The following is a 24,542-nucleotide window of genomic DNA, read 5'->3' on the forward strand; positions in this document are numbered from 1 at the left end:
TCCGACTCGGCTGCCGGACGCGAGAGGTGTATTGGTCTGTGGAAACCCCCCGCCGCACGGGCCGTGGTGCCGGTCGTCGACGTACTACCGGCACACCGCTGTTCGGTCAGTTGCTTACGGCCGCGGTCGAATCCGCGGCCGAGTCGATAGCTGTCCGCTACAACCCGACCGGGATGCCGGGCGAGGAGCGACAGCTCACCTACCGGGAACTCGACGAGGAATCCTCACGCCTGGCACGTGAACTCATCGACCGTGGCGTCGGCGCGGGCGATGTCGTCGCGATCGCGATCGCGCGGTCCATCGAGTCCGTCCTCGCGGTCTGGGCCGTCGCCAAGGCGGGCGCCGCCTACGTGCCGGTCGACCCGGCCTATCCGAGCGACCGGATCGCGCACATTGTCGCCGACTCCGGCGCGGTGCTCGGCCTGACCACCGCGACGCATCGGGCCACCCTCGGCACCGTCCTCTACTGGATCGAACTCGACGATCCGGTGGTCGCCGAGCGCATCGCCGTGCGGCCCGCGCACGCGGTGAGCTACGCCGACCGGGTCAGGCAGATCGACGATCGACATCCCGCCTACGTCATCTACACCTCCGGCTCCACCGGCAAGCCCAAGGGCGTCGTCGTCACCAACGCCGGCCTCGCCGCGCTGATCGCCGCCGAGCGCGAACACTATGGCGTGGAACCGGATTCGCGGGTGCTGCACGTTTGCTCGCCGAACTTCGACGTGTCGGTGCTGGAACTGCTGCTGGCCTTCGCGACCGGCGCCACCCTGGTCATCTCGCCGCCGCGGATCTTCGGCGGTTTCGAACTCTCGGATCTGCTGCGCCGCGAACGCATCACGCACCTGCTGATCACGCCGGGCGCGCTCGAGTCGGTCGACCCGGCGGGTCTGCCCGATCTGCGCACGGTCGTCGTCGCCGGTGACCGGTTCGGTCCGGAATTGGTCGGCCGCTGGGCCACCAACGGCCGCGCCTTCCACAACGGCTACGGGCCGACCGAGGCGACGATCCTCGCCACCAGCACCGGGCCGCTGCACCCGCACGCGCCGATCACCATCGGCAGCGCGGTGCCGGGCATGGGTCTCTACGTCCTCGATGCCCGGTTGCGGCCGGTGCCCGCCGGTGTCGTCGGCGAGCTCTACCTGTCCGGTCCCGCGCTGGCGCAGGGGTACCTGGGCAGGCCGGGGCTCACCGCGGAACGCTTCGTCGCCTCGCCGTTCAGCACCGGCAGGCTCTACCGCACCGGTGACCTGGTGCGCAGGCTCGAAACCGACGGGACGCTGGAATACCTGGGCCGCACCGACTTCCAGGTGAAGGTGCGCGGCTTCCGGATCGAGCTCGGCGAGATAGACAACGCGCTCACCGCGCATCCCGACCTCGACTACGCGGTGACCCTGGGCAAGACGATGCCGTCGGGCGCGACCGCGCTGGTGTCCTATGTGCTGCCCCGGGTCGGGCGCTCGGTCGACACCGGGGCACTGGCGGAATTCCTGGCCGGATCGCTCCCGGCGTACATGATTCCGGCCGTCATCATGGAGCTCGACGCGCTGCCGCTGACCTCGGTGGGCAAGCTCGATCGGGCCGCGCTGCCGACGCCGGTGTTCACCGCGCGCGGGTTCCGCGCCCCGGCCACCCCGGCCGAACAGGTGGTCGCCGATGTGTTCGCGGCGCTGTTGCTGCGCGGCGGTTCCGGCCGCGTCGGCGCCGACGACGACTTCTTCGAACTGGGCGGCGACTCGCTGCTCGCCGCGCAGGCCGTCGCCCGGATCGGCGCCGCGCTCGACGTGCGGGTCCCGGTCCAGGCGGTCTTCGAGGCGCCGACCGTCGCCGCCCTGGCGAACAAGGCCGAGCAGCAGCGCGTTTCGGCGCGCATGCTCGCGCTGACCCCGCGGCCGCGACCCGCGCTGGTCCCGCTGTCGTACGCCCAGCAGCGGATGTGGTTCCTCAACCGCTTCGATCCGGCCTCGGCGGTCGACAACATCCCCGTCGCGGTGCGCCTGTCCGGCCGGCTCGACCTGCCCGCCCTGCGCGCGGCCGTCGCCGACCTGGTCACCCGGCACGAGGTGCTGCGCACCGTCTATCCGGTGTCGGACGGTGCCGTCTCCGAGTGGCCCAGCCTGGTGCTCGACGGTGAAGGCCATCAGGTGGTGCTCGCCCCCGGTGATCCGGCGGCGGCACCGGAGTTCGACGTCGTCGAGGTGACCGAGGCCGAGCTGGGCGGCGCCATCGCCGCCGCCGCGCTGACCGGCTTCGACGTGACCGCCGCCCCGCCGGTGCGCGTCCGGGTGCTCGAGTTGTCGGAGACCGAGCACGTCGTGGTGTGCGTGGTGCACCACATCGCCGCCGACGGTTTCTCCTTCGCGCCGCTGACCAGGGACCTGCTGACCGCCTACGCCGAACGCCGTGGCGGTGGCGCGCCGCACTGGCCACCGCTGCCGGTGCAGTACGTCGACTACTCGCTGTGGCAACGCGAGCTGCTCGGCGATGAGAACGACCCGCAGTCGCTGCTCGCCGCGCAGGTCGCGTTCTGGCGCCGGGCCCTGTCCGGCCTGCCCGAGCAGCTGGAACTGCCCACCGACCGGCCGCGCCCCGCCGTCGCCAGCCGGGCAGGCGGCACGCTGAGCGTCCAGGTGCCCGCCTCGGTACACGCCGGGCTGGCCGCGCTGGCCCGTGAGCACAACGCGACGCTGTTCATGGTCGTGCACACCGCGCTGGCACTGCTGCTGGCCAGGCTGTCGGGCACCCGCGACATCGCGGTCGGCACCCCGGTCGCCGGGCGCGGCGAGCAGGCGCTCGACGAGCTGATCGGCATGTTCGTCAACACCCTCGTGCTGCGCACCGAGGTCCATCCGGCGGCGAGCTTCATCGACCTGCTCCGCGATGTCAGGGCGGGCGACCTCGCGGCCTTCGGCCACGCCGACGTGCCGTTCGAGCGCCTCGTCGACCTGCTGGAGCCGGTGCGCTCGACCGCGCGACATCCGCTGTTCCAGGTGATGCTGACCTTCCAGAACCTGGCCCGCAGCGATCTGGCGCTGCCCGGTCTCGCCGTGTCCGCCGCCGATTTCACGGTGCCGCTGGCGAAGTTCGACCTGCAGGTGGAGCTGGCCGAGCAGATCGGCGCCGACGGAGCGCCGCAGGGCATGGCGGCCGCGTTCGTCTACGCCACCGACCTGTTCGACCGTGCCACCGTCGCCGATTTCGCCGACCGCTGGTCGCGGGTGCTGGCGGCGGTGGTCGCCGATCCGTCGGTGCCGGTCGGCGATATCGATGTGCTCGCCCCCGGTGAACGCGAACTGGTGCTGCGCGAAGGTGATTCGCCGGGCATCGCGGTGCCGGAAGTCACCCTGGCCGACCTGATCTGCGCGCAGGCACAGCAGCGACCGGACGCGATCGCGGTGCGGGCGGGGGAGCGCTCGCTCACCTTCGCCGATCTGCTCGGCCGCGCCTCGGCGCTGGCCCGCACGCTGATCGCCTATGGCGCCGGCCCGGAAACCCTGGTGGCCGTTGCCGTTCCGCGCACCGAGGAACTGCCGGTCGCGCTGCTCGCCGTGCTGCTCTCGGGCGCCGGGTACCTGCCGATCGACTCCGGATATCCCGCGCAGCGCCTGGAATACGTCCTCGCCGACGCGAAACCCACTGTGCTGCTCACGACTTCGATCGAGCGGAACCTGGTGCCCGCCGACCTGCCCGTGGTGCTGCTCGACGAGGACCTCGGCTACTCCACCGAACCGCTGCGCCCGGCCGAGCGGCGCGCGACGCTGCGCCCGGATCACCTGGCCTACGTCATCTACACCTCCGGGTCCACCGGCCTGCCCAAGGGCGTCGGCGTCACCCACCGCAATGTGCTCGAGCTGTTCGCCAACACCCAGCTGCTGTTCACCTTCGACGAAGACGACGTGTGGACGGTGTTCCACTCCTTCGCCTTCGACTTCTCCATCTGGGAACTGTGGTGCGCGCTCGCCGGCGGTGCGTCGGTGGTCGTGGTCGACCATGTCACCTCGCGCTCGCCGATCCAGTTCAGGGAGCTGCTGGCCCGCGAACAGGTGACCGTGCTGAGCCAGACCCCCACCGCGTTCGCCCAGCTCGACGAGGCCGACCGGGCCGCCCAGGCCGCCGGCGCGGCGCCGCTGCCGCTGCGCTACGTCGTCTTCGGCGGCGAGGCGCTCGATCCGCGCAAGCTCAGCCGCTGGTACGCGCGCTACGGAACCGATGCCGCCGCACCGCAACTGGTGAACATGTACGGCATCACCGAGACCACCGTGCACGTCTCGCATCTGACGATGGACGCGGGCGCCGCGGAACTGCCGAGCAGCCTGATCGGTCGCGCGCTGCCCGGCCTGTCGGTGGCCGTGCTCGACGACCGGCTGCGGCCGGTGCCGTTCGGCGTCGCCGGTGAGCTCTACATCGCCGGCGGTCAGCTCTCCCGCGGCTACCTGGGCAAGCCGGGTCTCACCGCGACCCGCTTCGTCGCCGACCCGTTCGGACCGCCCGGCTCCCGCCGGTACCGCTCCGGTGACCTCGGCCGCTGGATCGGTTTCCGTGGCACGCCCGCCCTGGAATACGGCGGTCGCGGCGACCAGCAGGTCCAGCTGCGCGGGTTCCGGATCGAGCCCGGCGAGATCGAGGCCGCCCTGCTCGGTGTGCCCGGCGTCGGCCAGGCCGCCGTCGTCGTCCGCGCCGACGAGCACGCGGGTGACCGGCTGATCGGCTACGTCGTCCCGGTCGACGGCGCGGCACTGGACCCGGTCGCCGTGCGCGCCGAGGTCGCCGAATTCCTCACCGGCTACATGGTTCCCGACGCGGTCGTGGTGATCGCGAGCCTGCCGCTGACCGCCAACGGCAAGCTCGACCGGACCGCCCTGCCCGCGCCCGAGTTCACCGCGGCCACCGCCTTCCGCGCGCCGACCACGCCGATCGAACTGAGCGTCGCCGAGGTCTTCGCGACGCTGCTCGGGGTGGCCGAGGTCGGCCTGGACGACAACTTCTTCGACCGCGGCGGCAACTCGCTGCTGGCCACCAGGGCCATCGCCCGCATCGACCAGGCGCTCGGCACCGATCTGGTGGTCCGCGACCTGTTCGAGGCGCCGACCGTCGCCGCGCTGGCCGCGCGGGTGCGGCCCGGCGCGGTGGCCGCACCGCGGCCACCGCTGACCCCGGCGCAGGACCGTGGCGTCATCCCGCTCTCGCCCGCCCAGCAGCGGATGTGGCTGCTCAACCGGATCGACCCGGATTCCCCGGCCTACAACATCCCGCTGGCACTGCGCCTGCGCGGTGCGCTGGACACCTCGGCGCTGCGCTACGCGGTCGCCGACGTGCTGGAACGGCACGAGGCACTGCGCACCCGGTTCCCCGCGGGCCCCGACGGGGTGCCGTACCAGGAGATCCTGCCGGTCAGCGCGGTCCTGCCGACCGGGCTGCCGATCGAGGAGTGCGACGACCCGCGCGATCGCGTGATGTGGCTGCTCGCAGGCGGTTTCGATGTTTCGGAGCGAATTCCGTTGCGGGCCGCGCTGTTCACGGTCCCCGACGACGATCCGCTGGCCGAGGAAGAGCATGTGCTCGCCGTGGTGGTGCAGCACATCATCGCCGACGGCGCCTCGCTGGCGCCGCTGGCCCGCGATCTGGTGATCGCCTACCGGGCCAGGGTCGAAGGCCGCTCGCCGAGCTGGGCGCCGCTGCCGGTGCAGTACGCCGACTACGCGCTCTGGCAGCGCGAGGTGCTGGGTGAGGAGACCGACGAGAACTCCACCGCCGCACGCCAACTCGACTTCTGGCGGCACACGCTGGCCGGGCAGGCGGGCACCGTCGAACTGCCGCACGACCACCCGCGCCCGCCGCACGCCTCGCTCCGCGGCGCCGATGTGAGCACCACGCTGCCGGCCGACGTGCACGCCCGGCTGGCCGAGATCGCGCGCAGCCACAACGCGTCGCTGTTCATGGTCGTGCACGCGGCGCTGGCCGTGCTGCTCGCCCGCGTCTCCGGCAGTACCGACATCGCGATCGGCACCCCGATCGCGGGCCGCGGCGAACCCGAGCTCGACGATCTGGTCGGCATGTTCGTCAACACGCTGACCCTGCGCACCCAGGTATCGCCACTGCGCGGCTTCGACGAGCTGGTCAGCACGGCCCGCGAGGTCGATCTGGCCGCGTTCGCCAACGCCGACCTGCCGTTCGAGCGGATCGTCGAGGAGGTGGCGCCCACCGGCACCGTCTCGCACAACCCGCTGTTCCAGGTGGTGCTGTCCTTCCACAACACCGAGGCACCGGTGCTGCGGCTGCCCGGGCTCACCATCGAGGCGCTGGATCTGGCCGCGCGGCCCGCCAAGTTCGACCTGCAGGTCAATGTGGAGCCGCGGCTGACCGAGACGGGCGAAACCGATGTGCTCGGCATCGTCTTCACCTACGCCACCGACCTGTTCGACGAGCACACCGTCGCGGCGTTCGCGCGCGGACTCACCGAGATCGTCACCGCGGTCGCCGCCGACCCCACGGTCCGCATCGGTGACATCGATCTGCGCGACGCCGGGGAACGTGAACGCGAACTGACCGCGGCGGCCTATGCCCCCGCACCGTCGGCCAACGGCGCCGCGCTGGCCCAGGAACTGGGCGCCGCGGTGGAGGAGGACCCCGACGCCCCCGCCATCGATCTGGGCGATACCGAACTCGCCTATCACCAGTTCGATGCCCGCTCTTCCCAATTGGCGCGCTCGCTGATCGCCCGCGGGGCAGGCCCCGGCACCGGTGTGGCGGTGCGCCTCGATCGCGGGGTGGACGCGGCGATCGCCACCTGGGCGGTGCTCAAGGCCGGTGCCGCGGTGGTACCGCTGGTGGCGATGGACGCCGAGCTGCCCGGCCGGCTCGAGGTGAAGCTGGGCCTGACGATCGATATCCTCGACGCGCCCGACGGCCTGGACTGGTACGACCTGGCCGACCCCGCGCTGAAGGCGGAGCTGGCCGCGGAGTCACCGCGCCCGATCGGCTACGCGCACCGTACCCGCGCGCTGCGCGGTGACGATGTCGCCTTCGTCGGCGGTGGCCGCACGCTGAGCTACGACGAGCTGGCCGGGGCCGCCGAGCGGGTGGCCCAGCGCACCGGGCTCAGCTTCGATTCACGGACGAGGGCAGCGGGGCGGCCGGATTCGGTGGCCGGTGTGCTGGAGATCGTCGCGACCGGAATTGGCGGCGCGACGCTGGTGATGGCGCCGGACGACGGCGGCGAGGACGAGGTGAGCCATGTGTTCACCGAGTCGGCGGTGGCGGTGGCCGCGCCGGGCGACGGCGCCGGTGCGACGATCGTCGCCCTGAGTGAAATGATCGGCAACGCCGGGCAGCCGCACCAGCGGCGTGCGGCGGTCGGGATGGATGGATAGGTGCAGGTGCGCATGACCGGGCAACGGCTAGTCGACTCCGTCGATCGGAGGGAGCGGGCGTGACCCGGGCCAGCAGGGCGTCCGGCGCCCGGGCCCGGCAGCGCGGAAAGTCGCTGCCGCAACTGCTGTCCGTCGCCGTGGAATCCAACCCGGGTGGCCTCGCGCTGTCCTGGGACGACGGCGTGTCCGCACCGGTGCGCTGGACCTACGCCGAGCTCGACGAACGTGCCAACCGGCTGGCCCGGCTGCTGATCGCGCGCGGTGTCGGTCCCGAGGACATCGTCGCCGTCGGTATCCCGCGCTCGCCGGAGTCGGTGCTCGCCATGTGGGCGGTCACCAAGGCCGGTGCCGCGTTCCTGCCGGTCGACCCGAACTATCCGCCCGCCCGCGTCACGCACATGCTCGCCGATTCCGGCGCGGTGCTCGGTCTCGCGGTCGGCGCCGCGCTGGACCGGCTGCCCGGCACCGTCGACTGGCTGTGCCTCGACGATCCGGCCGTGCGCCGCGCCGCCGAGGAGCAGCCCGGCGACCCGGTGACCTTCGCCGACCGGGTGCGCCCGCTGCGGCTGACCCACCCGGCCTACATCACCTACACCTCGGGCTCCACCGGCCTGCCCAAGGGCGTCGTGGTGACCCACACGGGCCTGGCCGGATTCTGCGCTGAACAGCGCGCGCTCTACGGCATCGAGCACACCTCGCGGACCTTGCACTTCGCCTCGCCCTCATTCGACGGCGCCGTGCTCGAACTGCTGATGGCGGTCGGCGCCGCGGCGACCATGGTGATCGCGCCCGCCGGGATCTTCGGCGGGCCCGAGCTCGCCGAGGTGCTGCGCCGCGAGTCGGTGACGCACATGTTCATCACCGCCGCCGCGCTCGCCTCGGTGGACCCGGCCGGGCTGGACGACCTGGTCGTGATCGCCAGCGGCGGCGAGGACGTCCCGCCCGCCATGGTCCGCCGCTGGGCCACCGAATTGCCCTCGGGCACACGGCATTTCCACAACGGCTATGGGCCGACCGAGACCACCATCATGACCAACATCAGCGCCGCGCTGGCGCCGGGCGCGGCCGTGAACTTCGGCCCGCCGCTGCGCGGGGTCACCGAATACGTGCTCGACGAACGCCTGGTCCGGGTGCCGGACGGGATGATCGGCGAGCTGTACATCGCGGGCAACGAGCTGGCCCGCGGCTATCACGGGCGACCGGCGCTGACGGCATCCCGTTTCGTCACCGACCCGTTCGATCCCGCCGGTGGACGCATGTACCGCACGGGCGACCTGGTGCGCAGGCGTCCCGACGGCGCGGTCGAGTTCGTCGGCCGCAACGACTTCCAGGTGAAGGTCCGTGGTTTCCGGATCGAGCTCGGCGAGATCGACACCGTGCTCACCGCGCACGACAGCGTCGACTTCGCCGTCACCGTCGGCCACGAACTCGACAACGGCACCACGATTCTCGCCGCCTACGTGCACGCGATGCCAGGCGCGACGATCGACCTGGACCAGCTGCTCACGCACGCCAAGGCGGGCCTGCCCGCGCACATGGTGCCGACCGCGCTGACCGTGCTCGACACCATCCCGCTGACCCCCGTCGGCAAGCTCGACCGGGCCGCGCTGCCCGCGCCGACTTTGCGCGCCAAGGAGTTCCGCGCGCCCTCGGGGGCGATGGAGGAACTGGTCGCGCACATCTTCACCGAGCTGCTCGCGCCGGAACGCCCGGTCGGCGCCGACGACGACTTCTTCGCACTCGGCGGCAATTCACTGCTGGCCACCCAGGCCGCGGCCAGGCTCGGCGCCGAGCTGTCGGCGCGGGTGCCCGCGGGCCATGTCTTCGAGAGCCCGACGGTCGCGGACTTGGCCCGGCTGCTCGAACCGCTCAAGGGCGCGGGCGGCCACGCCCCGCTGACGCGCCGTGAGCGACCCGAGCTGATCCCGCTCTCGCCCGCGCAGCGGCGGATGTGGTTCCTCAACCAGTTCGATCCGAACTCCACCGCCGAGACCATCCCGTTCGCGCTGCGGCTGGCCGGTCCGTTCGACGCGCGCGCCCTGCACGCCGCGCTGACCGACCTGGTGCACCGGCACGAATCCCTGCGCACCTACTACCCGGTCTACGACGGCGGAGCGCCCGACGGCCCGGTCGCCGACGGTGTCGGCCACCAGGTGGTGCTGCCGATCGCCGACGCGGTGCCCGATGTGCTGGTCGACTCGCTCACCGAGGACGAATTGCCGCTGTGGCTGGGCGAATTCGCCGCCACCGGCTTCGACGTCGCCGCGGGCGTGCCGCTGCGGGTGGCGCTGGCCGAACTCGGCCCGCGTGACCACGTGCTCGCGGTGGCGCTGCACCACATCACCGCCGACGGCGCCTCCGTCGCGCCGCTGCTGCGTGACCTGCTCGGCGCCTACCTCGCGCGCCGCAACCGGTCGCGGCCGAGCTGGCAGCCGCTGCCGGTGCAGTACACCGACTACACGCTCTGGCATCGCGAACTGCTCGGCGCCGAGGACGACCCCGATTCGGTCGCCGCCGCCCAGATCGCGCACTGGCGCGAGGCACTGGCCGGGCTGCCCGACCGGCTCGACCTGCCCACCGATCGCCCGCGCCCGCCGGTATTCACCGGCCGCGGTGCCGAATTCGGCTTCCAGATCCCGGCCTCGGTACACGCCGCGATCGCCGCGCTGGCCCAGCGCAGCGGCGCCTCGGAGTTCATGGTCGTGCACGCCGCCTTCGCGGTGCTGCTCGGCAGGCTCGCGCACACCGACGACATCGCCATCGGCACCCCCGTCGCCGGGCGCGGCGCGCGCGAACTCGACGACCTGATCGGCATGTTCGTCAACACCCTGGTGCTGCGCTCGCGCATCGACCAGCGGGCGAGCTTCGCCGAGCTGCTGCGCGAGACCAAGCGCGCCGACCTGGCCGCCTTCGGCAATGCCGACCTGCCGTTCGAGCGTCTCGTCGAACTGCTCGACCCGGTCCGTTCGCAGGCCCACCACCCGCTGTTCCAGGTCGCGCTGTTCTTCCAGAACCTGGATCTGCCGAATCTGCGGCTGCCCGGCCTGGACGCGGCCCCCGTCGAATTCGACGGTGTGGTAGCACGTTTCGACCTCCAGCTGACCATTGTTCCCGGCGCCGACCCGACCGAGCCGATGGCCGCGTCCTTCAACTACGCCACCGATCTGTTCGACGCCGACTCGATCGAGACACTGGCCAGTCGCTTCACCCACCTGCTCGACGTGGTCGCCGCCGACGCCGATGTGGCGATCGCCGACATCGGCCTGCTCACCCCGGCCGAGCGCGAACAGACCCTGGTCGCCTGGAACGGGACCGGCCACGCGATGGCGCCGGAACGGATGCTGGACGCGTATCGCCGTGCGGTCCAGGCACATCCGGGCGCCACCGCGCTCGTCTACGAGGGCTCCGAACTGACCTATCGGCAGTTCGACGAACGCGTCAACGCGCTGGCCCGGCTGCTGATCCAGGCGGGCGTCGGTCCGGAAGGGCTTGTCGGCCTGGCGATCCGGCGCTCGCCGGAACTCGTCGTCGCCATGTACGCGGTGCTCACCGCGGGCGGCGCGTACGTGCCGCTCGACCCGGATCATCCGGCCGAGCGCATCGCCTACATCCTCGACACCGCCCGCCCGGCCGCCGTCCTGAGCACCGACGTGATGGCGGTGCCCGCGGGGACCGAGCTGCTGCTGCTCGACGAGCTCGACACCCGTGGTGTGCCCGTCGACCCGGTGCGTTCGGCGGAGCTGCGCACGCCCCTGCGCGCCGACCACCCGGCCTACGTCATCTTCACCTCCGGCTCCACCGGCAAGCCCAAGGGCGTCGCGATCTCGCACGCCGCCATCCACAACCAGCTGGTGTGGATGCTGGCGAAATACCCGCTGGCCCTGGGTGATGTGTACCTGCAGAAGACCGCGACCACCTTCGATGTGTCGCTGTGGGGCTATTTCATGCCGCTGCGGGTCGGCGCGACGCTGGTGCTCGCCACCCCGGACGGGCATCGTGATCCGGCCTATCTGATCGATCTGATCGATCGGCACAGCGTCACCGTCACCGATTTCGTGCCGTCGATGCTCACGGTGTTCGCCGCCCAGGCGGCGTCGAACAGCACCGCTGCCGATGGCGCTGCGTCACGCTCCGCTGCTGCCTCCGCGCCCACCGGTGGCGACGTGGTGCCGGGCTCGATGCCGTCGCTGCGCGAGGTGTTCGTCATCGGCGAGGCACTGCCGCCGGAGACCGTCGACGCGATGGCCGCTGTCAGCTCGGCCCGCCTGCACAACCTGTACGGCCCCACCGAGGCTGCGGTGTCGGTGACCTACTGGCCCGCACGTGCGGGCGAGCGCACGGTGCCGATCGGCCTGCCGCAGTGGAATACCCGTGTCTACGTGCTGGATTCGCGGCTGCGACCCGTGCCGCCCGGTATCGCGGGTGAGCTCTATCTCGCGGGTGATCAGCTCGCGCGCGGCTATGTCGCGCGGCCTGGCCTGACCGCCGACCGCTTCGTCGCCGACCCGTTCGACACGGGCAAGCGCATGTACCGCACCGGCGATCTCGTGGTGTGGCGCCCTCCCACCACGACCGCGCCGCATCGCCTGGACTACCTGGGCCGCATCGACTTCCAGGTGAAGTTCCGTGGTCAGCGGATCGAGCTCGGCGAGATCGAGACCGCGCTGCTCGCGCACGAATCCGTCAGCCAGGCAGTGGCTTTGGTGGCCGCGACCGAACTCGGTGACCAGCTGGTCGCCTATGTCGTGTCGAGCCCCGGCCACGCGGCGGAGCCGGACCGGCTCCAGGCCTTCGCCTCGAAAATCCTGCCCGCCTATATGGTTCCGGCCGCTGTCACCGTGCTCGACGCGTTGCCGCTCAACGCCAGCGGCAAGCTCGATCGCAAGGCGCTGCCCGCGCCACACTTCACCGCCCGTGCCTTCCGCGCCCCGAGCACCGAGCAGGAGCGGCTGGTCGCGGCACTGTTCGGAGAAGTGCTGGGCCGCACCGATATCGGCGCGGACGACGATTTCTTCGCGCTCGGCGGCAATTCGCTGATCGCGACCAAGCTGGTCGCCCGCCTCGGCGCGGCCACCGGCGGCCGGGTCGCCGTCCGCACCCTGTTCGAGACGCCGACCGTCGCCGGCCTCGCCGCCGCGCTCGACACCGACGCCGACACCGCCTCCACCAGTGGGCTCGGCACACTGGAGCGGCCCGCCGAGCTGCCGCTCTCGCCCGCCCAGCGGCGTATGTGGTTCCTCAACCGGTTCGACCAGGGCGTGGGCGGTGACGGCGCGGCCGCCTACAACCTCCCGTTCGCGCTACGCCTGACCGGCAGCCTGGACGTGGTCGCCCTCGGCGCCGCCCTGCGCGACGTACTGGCCAGGCACGAAGTGCTGCGCACGATCTACCCCGACACCGGTGACGGCCCGATCCAGCAGGTGCTGCCCGTCGAGCAGGTCGGCTTGGACGTGTCGGTGCACCGCGTCGCGGCGGCCTGGGACCAGCTGGCGGACAGTGACAACACGGGGTCTTCGGTCGTCCCGCCAGTAGCTACTGCGGCGGGTCTCGCCGAGCAGATCACCGCGCTCGCGGCGACCGCGTTCGATGTGACCACCGAGGTCCCGCTCCGGGTCCGGCTGTTCGACATCACCGGGGTCGAGGCTGACGCGCCCACCGAGTATGTGCTCGCCGTCGTGGTGCACCACATCGCCGCCGACGCGTCGTCGATGGTGCCGCTGGTGCGTGACGTGACCACCGCCTACCTGGCGCGCACCGCAGGCCATGCACCCGGCTGGGCCACCCTGCCGGTGCAGTACGCCGACTATGCCCTGTGGCAGCTGGACCGCCTCGGCGACGAAACCGACACCGATTCCGCTGCCGCCAAGCAGATCTCGTTCTGGCGCGACGAATTGTCCGGCCTGCCGGATCTACTGGAACTGCCCGCCGATCGCCCGCGTCCCGCGGTGGCCTCGCTGTCCGGCAGCCGGGTGCCGGTGCGGATCGACGCGGACACCCACGCCGGGCTCGCCCGGATCGCGCAGAACAGCGGCGCGACCGTGTTCATGGTGCTGCACACCGCCTTCGCCGTGCTGCTGGCCCGGCTGGCCTCGGCCGCCGACGTGGCTGTCGGCACCCCGGTCGCCGGTCGTGGTGAACGCGAACTCGACGACCTGATCGGCATGTTCGTCAACACCGTCGTGCTGCGCACCCGCTACGACGGCAATGCCGCCTTCACCGATCTCCTTGCCGCTCAGCGCGCGAGCGACCTGGCCGCGTTCGCCGCCGCCGACGTCCCGTTCGAGCGGCTCGTCGAGGTACTCGATCCGCCGCGCTCGACAGCACGACATCCGCTGTTCCAGGTGGGTCTGTCCTTCCAGAACGTCGACCGTGCCGCGCTGGAATTGCCCGGTCTGCGCATCGCGCCGGTGTCCGCGGAACTGGCTGTCTCACAGTTCGATCTGCATCTGATCGTCGGCGACGGTTATGACGCCGACGGTGCACCGACCGGCATCGAGGGCTTCTTCACCTACGCCACCGACCTGTTCGACGCCGCCACCGTGCAGGCCTTCGCCGATCGGCTCACGCTGCTGCTCGACGCGGTGGTGCGCGAGCCCGGCGTGGTCGTCGGTGATGTCGACCTGCGGACCGCCGCCGAACGCGCCGCCGAGATCACCACCGGCAGCACCGATCTCGCCGTCCCCGGTGGCACCCTGGCCGACCTGCCGTCGCTGGCCCGCCCCGAGACCGTCGCGCTGGTCGCCGATCTGCCCGAGGGACGGCTGGAGCTCACCTACGCCGAGTTCGAGGCGCGGGTGAACCGTCTTGCCCGCCACCTGATCTCGCTGGGCGTCGGCCCGGAATCACTGGTCGCGCTCGCACTGCCGCGCTCGATCGATCTCGTCGTCGCCATGTTCGCGGTGACCCGGTCCGGCGGCGCGTACGTGCCGATCGATCCGGATCAGCCCGCCGACCGCACCGACTACATCCTCGGCACGGCCGCACCGATCTGTGTGCTCAGCAACGGTTTCCGTACCGATGCCGCACCGGTGGTCCGGGTGGATCATCCCGTGCTCCAGTCCGTCGACCCGGCGCCGGTCACCGACACGGACCGTCGCGCGCCGCTGCGCCCGGAGAACACGGCCTACGTCATCTTCACCTCCGGCTCCACCGGCCGCCCCAAGGGCGTCGCCGTGCCGCACGCCGCCGTGGTCAACCAGTTGCGCTGGTTGCGTGGTGAATTCGGTACCGACGCCACCGACGTGTTCCTGCTGAAGACCCCGGCCACCTTCGACCTGTCGGTGTGGGAGTTCTGGTCCGCCGCGGTGTGCGGTGGCCGCCTGGTGATCGCCGCCCCCGACGGGCACCGCGATCCCGCCTACCTGGACGCGCTCATCACCGACGCCGGGGTGACCACGCTGACCGCGGTGCCCTCGCTGCTGGACGCGCTGTCCGGCTACTGGGAGGCGCGGCGCGAGCAGGCGACGCTGCGGCGCATTCTCGCCATCGGCGAGGCACTGCCCGCACCGCTCGCCCAGCGCCTGCTGGCCGCGCTGCCCGACACCAGGATCGACAACCTGTACGGCCCGACCGAGGCCGCCGTGTCGATCACCGATCACCGGGTCACCGCGGCCGACGTGCTGAACGTGCCGATCGGCATCCCCGAATGGAACTGCCGGGTCTACGTCCTCGACGAGCGCCTGCGCCCGGTCGCACCGGGCGTCAGGGGCGAGCTGTATCTCGCGGGCGTCCAGCTGGCCCGCGGCTACCTGCGCAAGGCCGCGCTGACCGCCGAACGCTTCCTCGCCGACCCCTTCGAGCCGGGCGCCCGCATGTACCGCACCGGCGACCTGGTCACCCGCGACGGGAACGGTGCGCTGATCTATCTGGGCCGCACCGACTTCCAGGTGAAGATCCGTGGTTTCCGGGTCGAGCCGGGTGAAATCGAAGCCGCCCTGCTCGGCCTGCCCGAGATCACGCAAGCAGCGGTGCTCGCCCGCACCGATCCGCACTTCGGTGATCGACTGGTCGCCTACATCGCGGGCACGGAACTCGATGTGGCGCAGGTGAAGTCCGCACTGCGCGACAGGCTGCCCGCCTACCTGGTGCCGGATGCGTTCGTCGTGCTCGACGCGCTGCCGCGCACGGTCAACGGCAAGCTGGACCGGGCCGCGCTGCCCGCGCCGGTCTTCGAGGCCGCGGCGTTCCGGGCGCCCGCGACACCGACCGAACAACTCGTCGCCGGGGTCTACGCCGAGATCCTCGGTGTCGACGCGGTCGGCGCCGACGACGACTTCTTCGCGCTCGGCGGCAACTCCCTGCTCGCCACCAGGGCCGCCGCGCGCATCGGCGCCGCGCTGGATCGCGCGGTCGGCGTTCGCCTGCTGTTCGAGGCGCCGACAGTCACCGACCTCGCCCTGCGCGTGCACCGGTCCGACGAATTCTCCGCGCTGCCGCTGGTCGCAGGCCCGCGCCCGGAGCGGCTGCCGCTGTCGCTGGCACAGCAGCGGATGTGGCTGCTCAACCAGCTCGATCCCGACGCCACCGTCTACAACATCCCCGCCGCGATCCGCCTCACCGGCGCCCTCGACCTCGCCGCCCTCGGCGTGGCCGTCGGCGACCTGTTCGCCCGGCACGAGGTTCTGCGCACCCGCTACCCGGTGCTCGGCGAAGCCGCTTCGGCGGGCTCCGCGTGGTCACACTCTGCGCCCGCCGATCGTTCCGGTCCCGCCGATCGCGGCGCGCCGAGCGACGGCCCGGTGCAGGAGATCCTCGCGCCCGGCGCGGTGCGTATCGACTTGACTCCGGTGCCGGTCACCGCTGACCAGGTCGCCGACGAGGTGCGCCGCACCGTCGCTACCGGATTCGACGTCACCACCGCGCCACCGGTGCGGCTGCGGCTGCTGCGGCTGGGCGCCGACGATCACGTGCTGGTGTTCGTCGCCCATCACATCGCCGCCGACGGCTTCTCGATGGGCCCGCTCACCCGTGACCTGGTCCTGGCCTACACCGCGCGCACCGGGGGTGCCGCGCCCGCCTGGTCGCCGCTGCCGCTGCAGTACGCGGATTACGCTGTGTGGCAACGGGAATCGCTCGGCGACGAAGCCGATCCGGCCTCGACGGCCGCCGCGCAGCTGGCCTACTGGACCGGGGAACTCGCCGGGCTGCCCGAGGAGATCGCGCTGCCCGCCGACCGGCCGCGCCCGCCGGTCCAGTCCTTCGCCGGCGCCGTCAGCACCGTCGAGATCGACGCGACGCTGCACGCGGACCTGGCCGGGCTGGCTCGCGCCGAGGGCGTCACCGTGTTCATGGTCGTGCAGGCCGCGCTCGCGGTGTTGCTGGCCCGCACCAGCGGCACCGACGACGTCGCGATCGGCACCCCGATCGCGGGCCGCGGCGCCCGTGAGCTCGACGATCTCGTCGGCATGTTCGTCAACACCCTGGTGCTGCGCAGCCGGATCGCCGAGGCCGAGCCGTTCACCGCACTGCTGCGGCAGACCCGCGACACCGACCTGCGGGCCTTCGCGCACGCCGACGTCCCGTTCGAGCGGGTCGTCGAGGCCGTGCAGCCCGCCAGGTCGGCGGGCAGGCATCCGCTGTTCCAGGTGGCGCTGTCGTTCGAGAACCTGGCCCCGGTCGCGTTCGAACTGCCCGGCATCGGGGTGAGCGCGCTGGACGCCCGCACCGCCGAAGCCAAGTTCGACCTGCTGCTCACCGTGCGCGAACGGCCGGACCACGGCGGCATGCACGCCGAATTCACCTACGCCACAGACCTGTTCGACGAGGCGACCGTGCAGGCGCTCGGCGCTCGGTTCGTCCGCGTGCTCGCCGAGGTAGTCGCCGATCCGGAGATCGCGGTGGGCGACGTCGACCTGCTCGACGACGCCGAGTTCACCGCGCAGACCACCTTCACCGGCCCGCCCGCCGAACCGGAACGCACGCTGTCGCAGCTGATGGACGCCGCGGTGCGCGCCAACCCGTCGGGTATCGCCGTGCGCGGTGACGGTCGCGGTTTCAGCTACACCCAGCTCGACGCGGCGGCCAGCCAGCTGGCTCGCGGTCTCATCGCCCGCGGTGCGGGCCCGGAAGTCGCTGTCGCCGTGGCGATCCGGCGGTCGGTCGAATCGGTGCTCGCGGTCTGGGCGATCGCCCGCACCGGCGCGCTGATCGTGCCGATCGATCCCGGCTACCCGGCCGAGCGGATCAGTCACATGGTCGCCGACTCGGATGCGGTCTTCGGCATCACCCTCTCCGCCGAACTCACCGGGCTGCCCATCCTGCCCGGCGACGGCGGCTGGGTCGCGCTCGACGACAGGGAATTCATGGCCGAGGTCGCGAAATACGCCTCGGTCGGCCTGCGCGAGATCGAGCTGCGTGCCCAGCCGCGGACCGGCAACGGCGCGTACATGATCTACACCTCCGGCTCGACGGGTCTGCCTAAGGGCGTCGTCGTCACCCATGCCGGCCTGGCCAACTTCTGCGCCGAGCAGCAGGAGCGCTACGGTCTCGATTCCGATACGCGCGCACTGGCTTTCGCCTCGCCGTCGTTCGACGCGTCCATGCTCGAACTGCTGCTCGCGCTCGGCGGCGCGGGCACGCTGGTGGTGGCTCCGGCCGGATCGGTCGGCGGTACCGAGCTCGCCGAGCTGATCCGGTCCGAGGACGTGACGCACGCCTTTCTCACGCCCGCGGTCGTCGCCACGCTCGACCCGGCCGGCGTGCCGGGGCTGCGGGCATTGGTCGTCGGCGGCGAGCACGTGCCGGACGATCTCGTGGCGCGCTGGAACACCGTGCCGGAGCGCAAGTTCCACAACGGCTACGGCCCCACCGAGACGACCATCATGACCTGCATCAGCGACCCGCTGGAGCCGGGCGCGGCGGTGCACATGGGCGGTCCGATCCGCGGCATCCGCGCGCTGGTCCTCGACGAGCGGCTGCGCCCGGTCCCCGAGGGCGTCACCGGTGAGCTGTACCTGGGCGGCATCCAGCTGGCCCGCGGCTACCACCGCCGCGCCGGCCTGACCGCTGCCCGCTTCGTCGCCGACCCGTTCGGGGCCGTACCTGACGGCGGCGCCGCCGAGGGCTCCACGGCGGGGGCCCGCCTCTACCGCACCGGCGACCTCGTGCGCCGCCACGGCGATGTCCTGGAGTTCGTGGGCCGCAACGACTTCCAGGTGAAGATCCGCGGCCTGCGGATCGAACTGGGCGAGATCGACGCCGTGCTGGCCGTCGCACCCGGCGTCTCCTGGGTCACCACCCTCGGCCGCGACAACGGCGCGGGCGCGACCATGCTGGTGTCCTATGTCCTGGCCGAACCGGGGGAGCGGCTCGACCCGGCCGAACTCACGGCGCTGGCAGCGCGGGTGCTGCCCGACTACATGGTGCCCGCCGCGATCATCGTCCTCGACGAGCTTCCGCTGACCCCCGTCGGCAAGCTGGACCGGCGCGCACTGCCGGACCCGGTCACCGCGCGCAGCGAGTACCGGCCGCCGCGCACCGCGGCCGAACGCGCCGTCGCCCGGGTGATCGGCGAGGTGCTCGGCCACGACCGGGTCGGCCTCGACGACGACTTCTTCGCCCTCGGCGGCGACAGCATCACCGCCATCCAGGTGGTCTCCCGGGCCGCGGCGGCAGGCGTGGTGCTGCGCCCGCGTGACCTGTTCGACGCGCGCACCGTCGGTGCGCTCGCCGGGCGCGCAGAGGTCACCCTCGACGTGGGCTTGCGGCCCGCCGCCCTGCCGCTGACCGCCACGGCGGCGCAGCTGATCGAGGCGGGGGAGAGCGCGGTCGAACCGCGTGCCGTGCTGCTCGACGTGCCCGCCGATTGTTCCGACGACGCGGTAGCCGAGGTCGCCCACGCGGTGATGAACCAGCATCCGATGCTGTGGGCGGTGCTCGACCGCACCGGTGGCACACCGGTATTGGTGATTCCGTCGCAGCAGGAGCGGACCGGCGACGCCTTCCGCAAGCTCGACGCCACCGACGGTGAGTCCTCGCTGCCGGTCGACGACATCGTCGCCGCGGCCGCCGCCGCACTCGATCCGGACGAGGGCCGCAATATCCACTTCGTGCTCACCGGCAACGCCGAGAGCGGCTCCACCCTGGTCGTGGTCGCCAATGCCCTCGTCCTGGACGAGGTGTCGTGGCGTTCCGTCGTCGACCAGCTGACCACCGCGTGGAGCCGCGGCCGCCACGCGGCGCCCGCCGCACCCGATGCCGGGCTCGGCGACCTCGTGCGCAGGCTCGCCGACTACCCGTCCTCGGCCCGCGCTCGCACCGATCGCGAGTACTGGCATCGCGCGATCCGATCCAGGGCAGCCGAATCCGCCGATCTGCACCAGCGAAACCGGGTCTCGCTGAGCATTACCGGCGAGGGCACCGCCGCTGTCAGCACGGTCGCCGAGGCCTACCGCGCCACGGTCGACGAGGTGCTGCTCACCGCCACCGCGCTCGCCCTGTCCACCGCGGCCGACTCCGCCGTCGCGCGGGCGATCGGCACCGTGGTCCGGCTGCGCGCCGACCAGCGCGTGCTCGGCAGGCCCGACGCGGAGAATGTCGTCGGCGGGTTCACCACCGACTACCCGCTGGCGCTGCGCCTGGAGGGCGTCGACATCGCCGACGCGCTCGTCGGCGGTCCGGCCGCCGGTATCGCGCTGGCCCAGATCAAGGAACTGCGCCGGACGGTGCCCGCGCACGGTGCGGGCTTCGGCCTGCTGCGCTACCTCGACGTCGAGGCCGCCGACAGCGTGCGCGCGCTCGACCGAGGCCGGTTCGCGGTGCGCTTCCGCGATCTGCGCCCGGCCAAGGTGCACACCGACGTCACCGCCGACGACCTGGCGCTGGCCCTCACCGTCGACGCCACCGACGACGGCATGGTCGCCCGCTTCGACTACGCCACCGCGGTGCTCACCGCCGACGCGGTCAAGGCCTTCGCCGAACACTGGATCCGCGCGCTCGGCGGCCTCGCCGAACACGGATTGCGCCCCGGCGCAGGCGGATTCACCCCGTCGGACTTCCCGCTGGTACGCCTGGGCCAGACCGAACTCGGCCGGCTCGCCCGGCGCTACCCGCTGCTCAGCGACGTGTGGCCGGTGACGCCGCTGCAATCCGGCATGCTGTTCCACGCGTTGCTCGCGGAGAACTCGGTCGATCCCTACATCACCCAGTTCGTCCTCGACCTCGACCCGGCCGTCGACGCCGAGCGACTGCACCGGGCCGCGCAGACCGTGCTCGACCGCCACGACAACCTGCGCGTCGCGTTCGCCACCGACGCCGCGGGCACCCCGCTGCAGGTGGTGCTCGACGACATCGACGTGCCGTGGCAGGTCATCGACGCCGACGCCGCGACCTACCAGCGGATCAGGGCGGCCGACGTGGCCGCGCACTTCGACATGGCCGTCGCCCCGCTGCTGCGCTTCACCCTCGTGCGCACACCGGACACCGCGCACCTGCTGGTCACCAGCCACCACATCCTGATCGACGGCTGGTCGACCCCGCTGCTGCTACAGGAACTGCTCACCGCCTACGCGGTCGGCGCTCGCACCCGGCGCCTGCCGAAACCGGCGCCCTACCGCGACTACCTGGCCTGGCTGGTCGAACAGGATCCCGAGGCCGCGCGCCAGGCCTGGCGGGCCGCGCTCACCGGTCTCGCCGAGCCGACCCCGCTGGCACCGGTCGACCAGGGGCGCGAGATCGCCACGGGGACGGGCGAAACCGGCTTCGCGCTGTCGCAGGCCGACACCGCCGCGCTGAGCGAACTCGCCGTGGGACTCGGTGTCACGGTGAACACCGTGGTCCAGGCCGCGTGGGGCGTGCTCATCGCGCGCCTGGTCGACCGCGACGACGTCGTGTTCGGCGCCACCGTCTCCGGCAGGCCCGCCGCGCTCGACGGCGTGGAACGCATGGTCGGCCTGTTCCTCAACGCGATTCCGGTGCGGGTGCGGGTGCGGCCCGGCGACACCGTCGCCGAACTGCTGCGCAGGCTGCAGGACGATCAGGCCGCGCTGCTCGATCACCACTACCTCGGGCTCGGTGAGATCCAGGAGATCGCGGGTATCGAGGCCCTGTTCGACTCGCTGGTCGTGTTCGAGTCCTTCCCGGTCGACCGGGAGGGCCTGGCTCTGGCCGCCAGCGGATCGGCCGCCGTCACCGGGATGGACGCCACCAACGGCACGCACTACCCGCTGACCGTGCAGGTCGTCGCCGACGGACAGCTGCGGGTCTCGGTGAAATACCTGCGCGACGTGTTCGGCGAGGACACCGCGACCGCACTGGCGCAACGCTTCTCGATGCTGCTGGCCCGCTTCACCGCGGCACCGCACGCGCGGATCGCCGAGATCGACGTGCTGCTGGCGGAGGAGCGCGCGACCCTGTCCGGGATCAATGCCACCGACGCGCCGGAGCTGCTCGGCGAGGCGACTCTGCTGTCGCTGTTCGACGCGCAGGTGACGAAGACTCCCGGCGCCATCGCGCTCGTCGACGGCGAAACCTCGCTCACCTATGGTGAATTCGACGCCAGGGTCCGTGCGCTCGCCGCCGCGCTGCGAGCCGAGGGCGCGGGTCCCGAGGGGCTGGTCGCGGTCGCGATGCGGCGCGGCGTCGACCTCGTGACAGCGATCTACGCGGTGCTGCGCGCCGGTGCCGCCTATGTGCCGGTCGACCCGGATCATCCGGCCGAGCGCACCGAGCGGGTACTGGCCGCGGCCGCTCCCGTCTGCGTGCTCACGACCGGCGGGACCGGATTCGCCACTGCCGCTGCCGTTCCCGTCGTCGAGATCGACACCCTGGGTGCGGCGGTTTCTGCGCCGATGCCTGCGCCGCAGCCGGACAACCTGGCCTATGTCATCCACACATCGGGCTCCACCGGTGCGCCCAAGGGCGTCATGCTCACCCACCGCCAGCTGGTCGCCCAGTTCCGCTGGGCGCAGCGCACCTACCCGCACGGTCCCGGCGACGTGGTGCTGCACAAGACACCGGTCACCTTCGACATCTCCACCTGGGAACTGTTGTGGCCGTTGCAGACCGGCGCGACCGTGGTGCTCGCCGAACCGGACGGCCACCGCGATCCGGTCTATCTGGCTCAGGTGCTCGCCGACCGTGCCGTCACGACAGTGCATTTCGTGCCGTCCATGCTCGACGCTTTCCTCGCCGACCGGCGCGAAGCCGAATTCCCGGCGCTGCGCCGGGTATTCGCCGCCGGTGAAGCGCTGTCGGCCTCGACCGCACGGCGGTTCGCGCAGGCGCTGCCCGGTGTCGACCTGATCAACTGGTACGGCCCGGCCGAGGCGACCGTCGTCACCGCGGCGCAGGCCGAAGCCGCTGCCGCCGTGAGCATTCCGATCGGTATACCCGTCGCCAACACCCGGGTGCATGTGCTCGATCGTCAGCTGCGGCCGGTACCGCCCGGCACCGCGGGCGAGCTGTACCTGGAAGGCGTGCAGCTGGCGCGCGGGTACCTCGGCGCGCCGGCGCTGACCGCCGAGCGGTTCGTCGCCCATCCCGGCGGCGGCAGGCTCTACCGCACCGGCGATGTGGTCCGCTGGACCGCCGAGCAGGAGCTGGAGTACCTGGGGCGCAGTGACTTCCAGGTGAAGCTGCGTGGTCAGCGGATCGAGCTCGGCGAGATCGAGGCCGTGCTGAGCGACCATCCGGGGGTCCGGCACGCCGCGGTCGCGCTCGTCCACGGACCGACCGGTGACCGGCTGGTCGGCTACGTGGTGCCGGTCGAGACCGACAAGCCGGAGACCGCGACTCCCGCCGCCGGATACTCGATCGAGAGCGGTGCGGAAGGCAACGGTCTCGACGAGACGGCGCTGCTCGCCCATGCCCGCGCGGCGCTGCCGTCGTACATGGTGCCCTCGACCCTGGTGACGCTGAAGTCGTTGCCGCTCAACGCGAGCGGCAAACTCGACCGCAACGCACTGCCGGTGCCCGCGGTCACCACCCGGCCCTACCGGCCGCCGACGACCCCGCTGCAGCGGGCGGTCGCCGAGGTGTACGCGGAGGTGCTCGGCGCGGGCAAGGTCGGCCTCGACGACGACTTCTTCGAGCTCGGTGGCAACTCGCTGGTCGCCACCAAGGCGATCAGCAGGCTGCGCACCAGGGTCGGCGCCGAGGTGCGGGTGCAGTGGTTCTTCACCGATGCCACGGTCGCCGGGCTGGCCGCCCGCGTCGATGCCACCCAGTCCGGTGGCGGCGACTACGACCTCGAATCCGACGACGCCCTCGGCGTGCTGCTGCCCATCCGCAACCGGGTGCCGCACGGCACCGAAGCGGGCGGCCCGCTGTTCTGCGTCCACCCGATGTACGGCCTGTCCTGGTGCTACGCCGGTCTGGCCCAGTACATCCCGGCCCGGCGGCCGATCTTCGGCCTGCAGTCGCCCGCGCTGAGCGAGGCGGGTTACCTGCCCGGCACGCTCGCGGAGATGGCCCGCCGCTACGCCGCCGAGATCAGGGCCGAGCAGCCGCACGGTCCGTACCGGCTGATGGGCTGGTCGCTGGGCGGTGTGCTCGCGCACGCCGTCGCCACCGAACTGCAGGCGGCGGGGGAGCGGGTCTCGCTGCTGGCGATGCTCGACTCGCACCCCGACATCGACGTCCCCGATTTCCACACCGCGGTCCGCGACGCGCTCGCCGAACTCGGCGTCGACCTGAGCGCGGCACTGCCCGCCGCCGGTGTGCGCGAGCTCAGCGAGGACGGGCTGGCCGCGCTGCACGCGATCATCCCGGCCAACATGGCCGTGCTCACCCCGGAACGGGTGCGCCGGATCTACCGCAGCGCGGTGCGCTCGGCCGAGCTGATCGCCGAGCACCGGCCCGCGGTGTTCCGGGGCAGGCTGGAGTACTTCAGCGCGCTCGGACACGAGACGGCTGCCCGGAATTGGGCGCCGTATGTCGACGGCGATGTGCGCGACCGGCCGGTCGCGGTGGTGCATGATCAGATGACCTCACCGCAAGCGCTGGCCGAAATCGGCCCGCGCCTGGCGGAGCTGCTCGATGCGGGCGACCGGGAGACGGGGGCCCGATGACATCGGTGTGGCTGGTGAGGCATGATGTGACCGCGCTGTTGTAACGATTCCTACTGTTGTAGCGCCCTGGTAGCCCGTAGGGTTCTGGCGTGGTGCAACCCATTCGAAACGAAGCGAAGGTGCGAAATTGATTCGTCGGCACTCCCGGCGTCGTGGCTCCCGCGCC

At 72.0% G+C, this 24,542-nt stretch carries 2 protein-coding genes; both read left to right on the forward strand.

Annotated features, from left to right (window positions below; genetic code table 11):
- The first annotated feature begins 38 nt into the window (after positions 1-38).
- Positions 39-7,370 (forward strand): amino acid adenylation domain-containing protein, encoded by a 7,332-nt coding sequence (locus tag ACFVAV_RS19285; RefSeq protein WP_379036325.1) that lies wholly within the window; start codon positions 39-41, stop codon positions 7,368-7,370.
- A 59-nt stretch (positions 7,371-7,429) separates the two neighbouring features.
- Positions 7,430-24,376 (forward strand): amino acid adenylation domain-containing protein, encoded by a 16,947-nt coding sequence (locus ACFVAV_RS19290; RefSeq protein ID WP_379036326.1) that lies wholly within the window; start codon positions 7,430-7,432, stop codon positions 24,374-24,376.
- Positions 24,377-24,542 lie beyond the last annotated feature (166 nt).

Origin of the sequence: Nocardia sp. NPDC057663, from assembly GCF_042799895.1 — a bacterium.
In the GTDB taxonomy this organism is placed as follows: Bacteria; Actinomycetota; Actinomycetes; order Mycobacteriales; family Mycobacteriaceae; genus Nocardia.